This window comes from Arthrobacter sp. TB 23, assembly GCF_000294595.1.
In the GTDB taxonomy this organism is placed as follows: domain Bacteria; phylum Actinomycetota; class Actinomycetes; order Actinomycetales; family Micrococcaceae; genus Arthrobacter_D.
The window spans coordinates 1-7,876 of record NZ_ALPM01000028.1 but is presented as its reverse complement, the minus strand read 5'-3'; the positions used below and the strand labels follow the sequence as shown (position 1 = coordinate 7,876).

Annotated in this window: 7 protein-coding genes and 2 pseudogenes; 3 read left to right on the top strand and 6 right to left on the bottom strand. The window is 62.9% G+C overall.

The window, feature by feature from the left end:
* On the bottom strand, positions 1–618 hold a 618-nt coding region (locus tag B384_RS0103575), incomplete at its 3' end, for an aminotransferase class III-fold pyridoxal phosphate-dependent enzyme (protein WP_035766353.1).
* 64 nt (positions 619–682) lie between these two features.
* Here B384_RS0103575 and B384_RS0103570 point away from each other — a divergent pair.
* Complete coding sequence (locus B384_RS0103570; RefSeq protein WP_026040945.1) at positions 683–1,681, top strand: D-2-hydroxyacid dehydrogenase; 999 nt, start codon at positions 683–685, stop codon at positions 1,679–1,681.
* Positions 1,682–1,890: 209 nt separating this feature from the next.
* On the opposite strand, the pseudogene B384_RS20980 reads toward B384_RS0103570, so the two are convergent.
* Both B384_RS20980 and B384_RS17610 read right to left on the bottom strand, forming a co-directional pair.
* Positions 1,891–2,109 (bottom strand): annotated as a pseudogene (locus B384_RS20980) (acetyl-coenzyme A synthetase N-terminal domain-containing protein); the annotation flags it as partial.
* Positions 2,083–2,777 (bottom strand): annotated as a pseudogene (locus B384_RS17610) (pyridoxal 5'-phosphate synthase lyase subunit PdxS); the annotation flags it as partial. The pseudogenes B384_RS17610 and B384_RS20980, both read right to left, overlap by 27 nt.
* Positions 2,778–2,950: 173 nt before the next feature.
* Between B384_RS17610 and B384_RS17605 the strand changes: the two are divergent.
* Positions 2,951–3,352, top strand: a complete 402-nt coding sequence (locus B384_RS17605) for a DUF3830 family protein (RefSeq protein ID WP_083850820.1) — start codon at positions 2,951–2,953, stop codon at positions 3,350–3,352.
* An 89-nt stretch (positions 3,353–3,441) separates the two neighbouring features.
* On the opposite strand, the gene B384_RS0103545 is transcribed toward B384_RS17605, so the two are convergent.
* Genes B384_RS0103545 through B384_RS0103535 form a run of 3 tightly spaced genes read right to left on the bottom strand, consistent with a single transcriptional unit; the run spans position 3,442 to position 7,112 of the window.
* A complete protein-coding gene (locus B384_RS0103545; RefSeq protein WP_019481767.1) occupies positions 3,442–4,677 on the bottom strand; it encodes a M20 family metallopeptidase in 1,236 nt (411 codons plus the stop codon).
* Positions 4,674–5,927: an aminotransferase-like domain-containing protein gene (locus B384_RS0103540; protein WP_019481766.1), complete on the bottom strand. Its 1,254-nt coding sequence runs from the start codon at positions 5,925–5,927 to the stop codon at positions 4,674–4,676. The genes B384_RS0103545 and B384_RS0103540 overlap by 4 nt, the downstream gene beginning before the upstream one ends.
* 3 nt (positions 5,928–5,930) lie before the next feature.
* Positions 5,931–7,112 carry a M24 family metallopeptidase gene (locus B384_RS0103535; protein WP_019481765.1) on the bottom strand — a complete coding sequence of 394 codons (1,182 nt, stop codon included), beginning with the start codon at positions 7,110–7,112 and terminating at the stop codon, positions 5,931–5,933.
* Between the two features lie 146 nt (positions 7,113–7,258).
* On the opposite strand from B384_RS0103535, the gene B384_RS0103530 reads away from it, so the two are divergent.
* The coding region (locus B384_RS0103530; protein ID WP_035766353.1) for an aminotransferase class III-fold pyridoxal phosphate-dependent enzyme at positions 7,259–7,876 on the top strand (618 nt) is incomplete at its 3' end.

Below are 7,876 nucleotides of genomic sequence, written 5' to 3'. Positions count from 1 at the left end.
CCCGCCGTCACCCAGGGCCGGTTCGATCAGGAACGCCGCCGTGTCGTTCGGTGCGGTGCGGGTCTGCAGCAGGTAATCGAGTTCCTTCAACGCGAACTCCACCGTGGCAGCCTCGTCCCACCCGTACCGGTACGCATACGGGAACGCGGACATGTGCACACCGGACATCAACGGAGAGAACCCGGCAGAGAACTTCGTCCCGGCAGTGGTCAACGACGCCGCAGCGACCGTCCGGCCGTGGAAGCCGCCCTGGAACACCACAATGTTCGGCCGGCCCGTGGCCATCCTAGCCAGACGGACCGCAGCCTCCACCGCCTCCGAACCCGAATTGGCGTAAAACACCGAATCCAGGCCCTCAGGCAACACCTCACCGAGCTTCTCGGTCAACTCCAGCAACGGCTTATGCATCACTGTGGTGTACTGCGCATGAATAATTTTGCCCACCTGCTCACGGGCAGCTTCCACCACCCGCGGATGGCAGTGACCCGTACTCGTCACACCAATACCGGTCGTGAAATCCAGGTAGGACTGGCCATCAGTAGCATGGATCCAGCTGCCCAGGGCGTGATCAACCACCAAAGGAGTTGCTTGCTTCAAAAGAGGACTAAGGGAAGTCATAGACACAATTGTCCCCCACATTGAATGATTGTCAACAATCGCCACGTGCAACTAGAGTGGAGGCGTGGACACGCTAAATAAGACGCCGGACACAACGAGCCGGCCAAAGGTTGTCATTCTGACGACGGAGGGGGTTACTCCTCCCCATAACCTCGATAACATCCGGCAGCACGCCGATGTGGTGATGACAGATGCGGCCGGGCTGGCCGGGGCGCTTCCGGGCGCCGAGGTCATTTTTCTCTGGGACTTCTTCTCCACTGCACTACGGGATGCCTGGCAGCAGGCCGATTCGCTTCGCTGGGTGCATGTTGCGGCGGCGGGCGTGGACTCCCTGCTCTTCGATGAACTGCGCGAGTCCGACGTTCTGGTCACCAACGCCCACGGCGCCTTCGACGAGTCCATCGCGGAGTTTGTGCTTGCCTCGGTCCTCGCGCACGACAAGCAGCTGCATATCAGCAAGGACCTTCAGCAGCAGAAGGTGTGGCAGCACCGCGAAGTCCAGCGGACAGCCGGGCAGAACGCCCTGGTAGTCGGCACCGGGGGCATCGGTCGGGCTACGGCCAGGCTCCTGAAAGCCGTGGGCCTGAATGTCCTCGGCGCCGGGCGAACCGTGCGCGGCCAGGATGCCGACTTCAACGAGGTGGTTTCCAGCGCAGACCTGGCCAGCCACGCCGGCTGGGCAGACCACATGGTGATGATCGCCCCCCTGACCGAGGACACCCGCGGCATCCTCAGCACCGAAGTGTTGCAGGCGATGAAGCCATCCGCGCACGTGGTGAATGTCGGCCGGGGCGCCCTCGTTGACGAAGACGCTCTGGTGGAGGCCCTCCGGAGCGGTGCCATCGCGGCAGCCTCGCTGGATGTCTTCCATGTAGAACCGCTGCCGGCCGACCACCCGTTCTGGGGCATGGACAACGTCCACATTTCCGCCCACATGTCCGGCGATGTCTTGGGCTGGCGTGAGACGCTGGCCAACCAATTCGAAAAGAACCTGGGCCTCTGGCTGCACAGCAGGCCCCTGGTCAACCGGGTGGACAAGAAGCTGGGCTACGTCACGAAGTAGCTCCCCACCCAACCAGGTAGCCCTCTTCCGCACCAGGGAATGACATGCGACGGCGACAGCGCCGCCCACCGTCGTGGGAAGCGCCGTCGCCGTACTCTACTTGAGTGATCAGATTTACTTGCGCGGTGAGCTGGCGATCAGTGCCATGACGGTGTTGTCAGCGAGGGTGGTGGCATCGCCTACTTCATGGCCCTGTGCGACGTCCTTCAGTTGGCGGCCCTCTTGACCTCGTCGGTGAGCTGGGCATACGTGTAGGTCCGGGTATCGCTGGGTTCGCCCTCAAAGTAGATGGCGCCAGTCCAGGCTTGGCTGAAGTCCTTGTTCCAGGTCAGCAGCTCGCGGGCCTGCTTCGTCCAGAAGGCGGGCCGGTCGGCGTCGGCCTCGGCATAATCCGCGGTGGTGATCACGGCGTCAGTCACGGTGGCGATGCCGTTGGCGGTGAACAGCACGACCGGGAGCTTGCCGGTGGCGGCTACTTCCTTGACCAGCTCGTAGGGGCCTGCAGTTCCTTTGTGGCGACGTAGAGCTCGTCCTCGGCCATGCCGGCGGGCTTCTTGATCTAGGAGCGGATCTGGTGCATGTGGGTGGTGGCGATGGAGACGTCGTCGGTGCCGGCTTCACGCGCGGAACGGAGCGTCGCCGCGCCCTCGTTGATGCGGCGCAGGGCCTCACCGAGGTTCGTGGCGCCGCAGACGAAGGGAATAGTGAAGTTTTACTTGTCGATGTGGTTGGCGTAGTCGGCCGGGGCAGGACCTCGGACTCGTCGATGTCATCCACACCGAGGGTCTGAATGACCTGCGCCTCGACGAAGTGGCCGATCCGGACCTTCGTTATGGCCGGGATCGGCCACGGCCGCGATGATTGTCTCGATCATGTCCGGATCGGACCTACGGGACACGCCGCACTGGGCGTGGATGTCGGCGGGAACGTGTTCCAGCCCCATGACTGCCATGGCGCCGGTATCCTCAGCAATGCGGGCCTGCCCGACGTTGACGACGTCCACGATGACGCCGCCCTTGAGTATCTCGACTATGCCGTGCTTCACGCGGTTGCTGCCCCTAACGCTGGTGGATGCAGTTTCTTCGTTTTGGCTCATGCAGGTCCTCTCGTCAACTGGACCTGGTTTTTATTGTCGACAATAATACTTCGGTCGAGTGCGTGCCGCCATGAACCCTTGAATCATGAAAGAAGGGCGGTGAGATTGTGGACAATCTTGACGCAGCCCACATAGCCTGAGATCAACCCGGAAGTAAGCAGCGTGCACTTTTAATATGCACCTCAATCCCGGGGGCGCTCCTCCTCGACGATGTCGCGCCTCGCACCAGCAAAGCGGTCTGGGACGCCCTGCCGCAGAGTAGTCAGGTGTTCCACGGCAAGTACGCCCGGAACGAGATCGACAATCTGTTTCCGGCCTTCGATCCGAAGGAGCCCGGGGCCGAGAACACCGCGGTCTCACCGATCCCCGGCGACGTTTGTCAGTTCACATTCACGTCCAATGATCTGAAGACGGCTTCGCATGGCAACGAGGCGCATTCGGACACGGGTGAGGTCCATACCATCGTTGACCTGGCTGTCTTCTACGGCCGCAGCAATCTGCTGCTCAACGGCGACACGGGCTGGGTTCCCGGAAATGTGTTTGCGCGCGATGAGACGCTGACCTTCTCCCGCTGACGACTTTGAGTCAAAGCCGGATACCTAAGCGAGGAAGTACGGCTGGCTACACATAACGTGCAGCCAGCCGTTCTTCATTCTGCGGTCAGTCAGTTAGCGTTGTGCCGCAGGCACATGAGGGCGTAGGCGCGGGCCGCCGCCACAAGCTCGGCGATACTCACCGATTCGTTGACCTGATGGGCCTGGTCGTTGAGTCCGCCAGGTCCCATCACGATGGCGGGGACGCCGAGGTCGCGGGCGATAAAGCCACCGTCGCAGGCAGCCGTCCAGCCGGTGACATCGCTGCTCACGCCGGCGTCGGCCAGTGCGGCGACCGAGTTGGTCACCAGCAGGTGATCCTCGGGAGTTCGGAAGCCCGGCATCTCCATGGTGACAGCTGCCTTCACCGAGATGCCATCAGTATCAATGCGGGCTTCGCTGATCTGCGTGCGGAGCCGGTCCAGAATCAGCTGGGCGTCGTCGTCGGGCATGAGCCGGCGGTCTAGGGAAACGGTGCACTCGGCAGCCACCATGGATGTTCCGGTCCCGCCCCGGATGAGGCCGATGCTCCAGCTTCCGGAGCCCAGCAGGGCGTCCTGGTCTGCCTGGAGCCTGTCGTGGTCCGCACGGACAAGTTCCAGGATTTTCGCGGCGGCGTCGATGGCGTTCCGGCCGTCAACGGGACGGCCGGAGTGGGCCGATTTGCCGGTGACTTTCAGCTCGATGTAGCTGTCGCCGCGGCAGCAGATCACCGTTTCGAGGTCGGTGGGCTCGGCCACCACGCATCCCGAGTAGGAAAACGCCGGATTCGCCAACGCGGCGGGGGTGAAGGCCCGTATGCCAATGCCCAGGTCCTCCTCGTCCACCGTGCAGGCCAGTGCCGCGTTTCCGGGCAGTTCTGCCCCAGCATCCTTAAGGGCCTTCAGGGCAATAAGGACTGCTGCCAGTCCGCCCTTCATGTCGGTGGAACCGCGGCCGAAGAGTCTGCCGTCCCGTACGAATGGCTCAAACGGCGGACGCTCCCAGCCGGTCCCTGCTGGCACTACATCAGAATGGGCCAGAAAAAGCAGACCCGGCCGTGCTCCTCCGGGCAGGACGGCCGTGAAATTCGGCCGTCCCGGCGCTACCGTTTGAGTTGCCACTTCAAGGCCTGCACCCGTGCTGAAGCTTTTCAGGACCTCCACCGTTGCCTCCTCGGTGCCGCCGGGGTTTTCTCCGGCAGCGGCTACCAGGGCAGTGGTCAGCGCGACGATGTCGTCCTCGTTGATCAGCTTAAGGACCTGCTGTTCCAAGGCGGGCTGGGCAGGATCCCGCTGTGCCTTCTGCTCAAGAGCGGCGGTTTTCAAGCGCTGGCTCCGTCTTTCCGGGCGTCCAATTCACGGTCCATGGCGCGGCGGAGCCGCATGATGCCTTCCTCCGCCCGTTCGGGTGTGGTGGAGGCGAAGCAGAGCCGCAGGGCGTCGCCGAACTTTCCGCTGGCGGACAGGGCCGGCCCCGGGATGAAGGCTACGCCTTCGGCCAGCGCCGTCTCGAAGAGCTTGGTGGTGGAGATCTGTGCGTCCTCGCCCTGGAGCGTAAGCCAGAGGAAAAAGCCGCCTTTGGGATCGGTGGTGGTGACCCTGTCGCCCAGGTGTCGGCGCAGGCTTTCCTGCATGGAGTCCTTGCGGCGTTTGTACTCCGTGCGCAGACTGGCGAGGTGGCTGTCCAGGCCGCCGCGGCGGATGAACTCCGCAACAATGTGCTGGGCTGGAACATTGGCGCAGGTGTCCATGGCCTGCTTGGCATTGATGACCAGCTGGCGCAACGCGGGATCCGTGTCAACCCAGCCCACGCGCAGGCCCGGGGCCAGGATCTTGGAGAAGGTCCGGACGGAGAACAACAGCGGGTCCCCGGGGCTCAGCGCCTGCAGCGAGGGCAGGTCTTCGCCTTCGAAACGCAGCAACCCGTACGGGTCATCGTCAATGATGACCGAGTTCCACTCGTGCGCCAGCTCCAGAAGCTGATGGCGGCGCGGCAGGGAGAGCGTGGTCCCGGAGGGGTTTTGAAAGTTCGGGATGGTGTAGATCGCCTTGGGCGTACGGCCCGCAGCCCTCACCAGCTCTGGCAGCGCCTCCACAATGAGCCCGTTCTCGTCCATGGGTGCCTCGAGCAGCTCAGCGCCGTAGCTCAGTGCAGTGGCGCTGCCATTGGTGTAGGTCGGGCTTTCCACGATGACAAGGTCACCAGGGTTGATGAAGATCTTGCACGCCAGGTCAAGGCCCTGCATGCCGCCGGCGGTAATGGTGACTCGTTCCTCGGAGGTCGGGTCGGAGGTGCCGGCCAGGTATTCCACGAGGGCCTTCACCAGCACAGGCTCGCCCTCGGTGGCGCCGTAGGTCATGGAGCTGTGGTCGATGACCTTGTCCGCGATGTCGCGGAACTCAGCCAGCGGGATGGCTTCGTCCGCCGGAGAGCCCATGGCGAAGCGGACAATGTCGTGCGTCTGCGCGGCCAGCAGGGAAGTGCTGGAATCAATGACCGAGCCTACGAGGTCGGCTGTACGATCAGCCAAAGGCAGTGGGGTGCGGGATCGGGTGGCAAAGTGGTCAACAGTCATGGCCTAGCCGCCTTTCTGGATGAGTTCGTGGGGGTAGCTGGTAAAGGTTTCCACGCCGTCGGCGGTGACGCGGATCGATTCGGAGAGTTCGTAGCCGTAGTTGTCCATCCACATTCCGCCGATCACATGGAAGGTCATGTTCTCCGCCAGGACGGATTCGTCCTCGGAGCGGATGGAAATCGTGCGCTCCCCCCAGTCCGGCGGATAGCCGACGCCGATCGAGTAACCAATGCGGGATGGCTTTTCCAGGCCGTACTTGGCCAGCGTCCAGTTCCAGGCCCGGGCAAGCTCGCTCACGGGAACACCGGGCTGCACCTCGGTCAGCACCGCGTTCAGCCCGTCGGCGACGGCGTCGGCCAACTTTCCAAGGCGGTCCGGCTTCTTGCCCAGGGTCAGGGTGCGCGCCAGCGGGACGTGGTAGCGCTGGTGGGCGCCGGCCAGTTCGATGACCACGGCCTGGCCGGCCTCGAAGCGGTCCTCGCTCCAGGTCAGGTGCGGAGTGTCCGCGGCCTCCCCGGTGGGGAGCATCGGCACAATTGCCGGATAGTCTCCGCCGATGCCGCCGGCGCCCTTGATCTGGGCCTGACTGATGGCGGCAGCGGCGTCGCATTGGCGGACGCCGACGTCGATCGTTTCGACGGCAGCCTGCATCGCTGCCATGCAGACCTGCGCTGCGCCGCGCATCAGCTGCACTTCTGCGGGGGACTTGATGGAACGGACCCAGTTCACCAGCTCGAAGCTATCCACCAGGGTCCATTCGGGAATGGCGTTGACGAGGGAACGGTACGCCTTTGGGGAGAAAAAGTGCGAATCCATTTCCAGCCCCACACAACCCTTGGCTGCGGGGGCGATGAGATAGCGCTCCCGCAGCGCAAAGGCAACCCAGTCAAAGGGATGCACATGCGGCCGGTGGACATACTGTTCCGGGTACCCCACGATGCACTCCGAAGGCAGCCAGCTTGTGCGGGAGGCACCGCTGGCATCCATGGCCCTGGCAAAGAAGAGCATGGGTCCATCAGCAGGCACGAAGACCACCTGCGGGGTATAAAAGGACCACGCGTTGTACCCGGTCAGATAGTAGATATTCGCCGGGTCGGTTACCAGTAAGGCCGAAAGGCCCTGATTGTCCATCCGAACCCGTGCGCCAGCAAGGCGTACCGCGTACTCCTCTTCGCTGAACAGCAAAGGACACCTCCAAACGGCAGTAGATTGTTTACAATCTACTGCATGTGCTCTGAATCACATAACTCGCGTGGATGCTGCCGTGGCATGGGACTGCGTGATCACCTGATTGTTGACAATAAGCAGATGTGACGTGGATCATAGAACGCATGACTTCCCTTAGTCCTCTTTTGAAGCAAGCAACTCCTTTGGTGGTTGATCACGCCCTGGGCAGCTGGATCCATGCTACTGATGGCCAGTCCTACCTGGATTTCACGACCGGTATTGGTGTGACGAGTACGGGTCACTGCCATCCGCGGGTGGTGGAAGCTGCCCGTGAGCAGGTGGGCAAAATTATTCATGCGCAGTACACCACAGTGATGCATAAGCCGTTGCTGGAGTTGACCGAGAAGCTCGGTGAGGTGTTGCCTGAGGGCCTGGATTCGGTGTTTTACGCCAATTCGGGTTCGGAGGCGGTGGAGGCTGCGGTCCGTCTGGCTAGGATGGCCACGGGCCGGCCGAACATTGTGGTGTTCCAGGGCGGCTTCCACGGCCGGACGGTCGCTGCGGCGTCGTTGACCACTGCCGGGACGAAGTTCTCTGCCGGGTTCTCTCCGTTGATGTCCGGTGTGCACATGTCCGCGTTCCCGTATGCGTACCGGTACGGGTGGGACGAGGCTGCCACGGTGGAGTTCGCGTTGAAGGAACTCGATTACCTGCTGCAGACCCGCACCGCACCGAACGACACGGCGGCGTTCCTGATCGAACCGGCCCTGGGTGACGGCGGG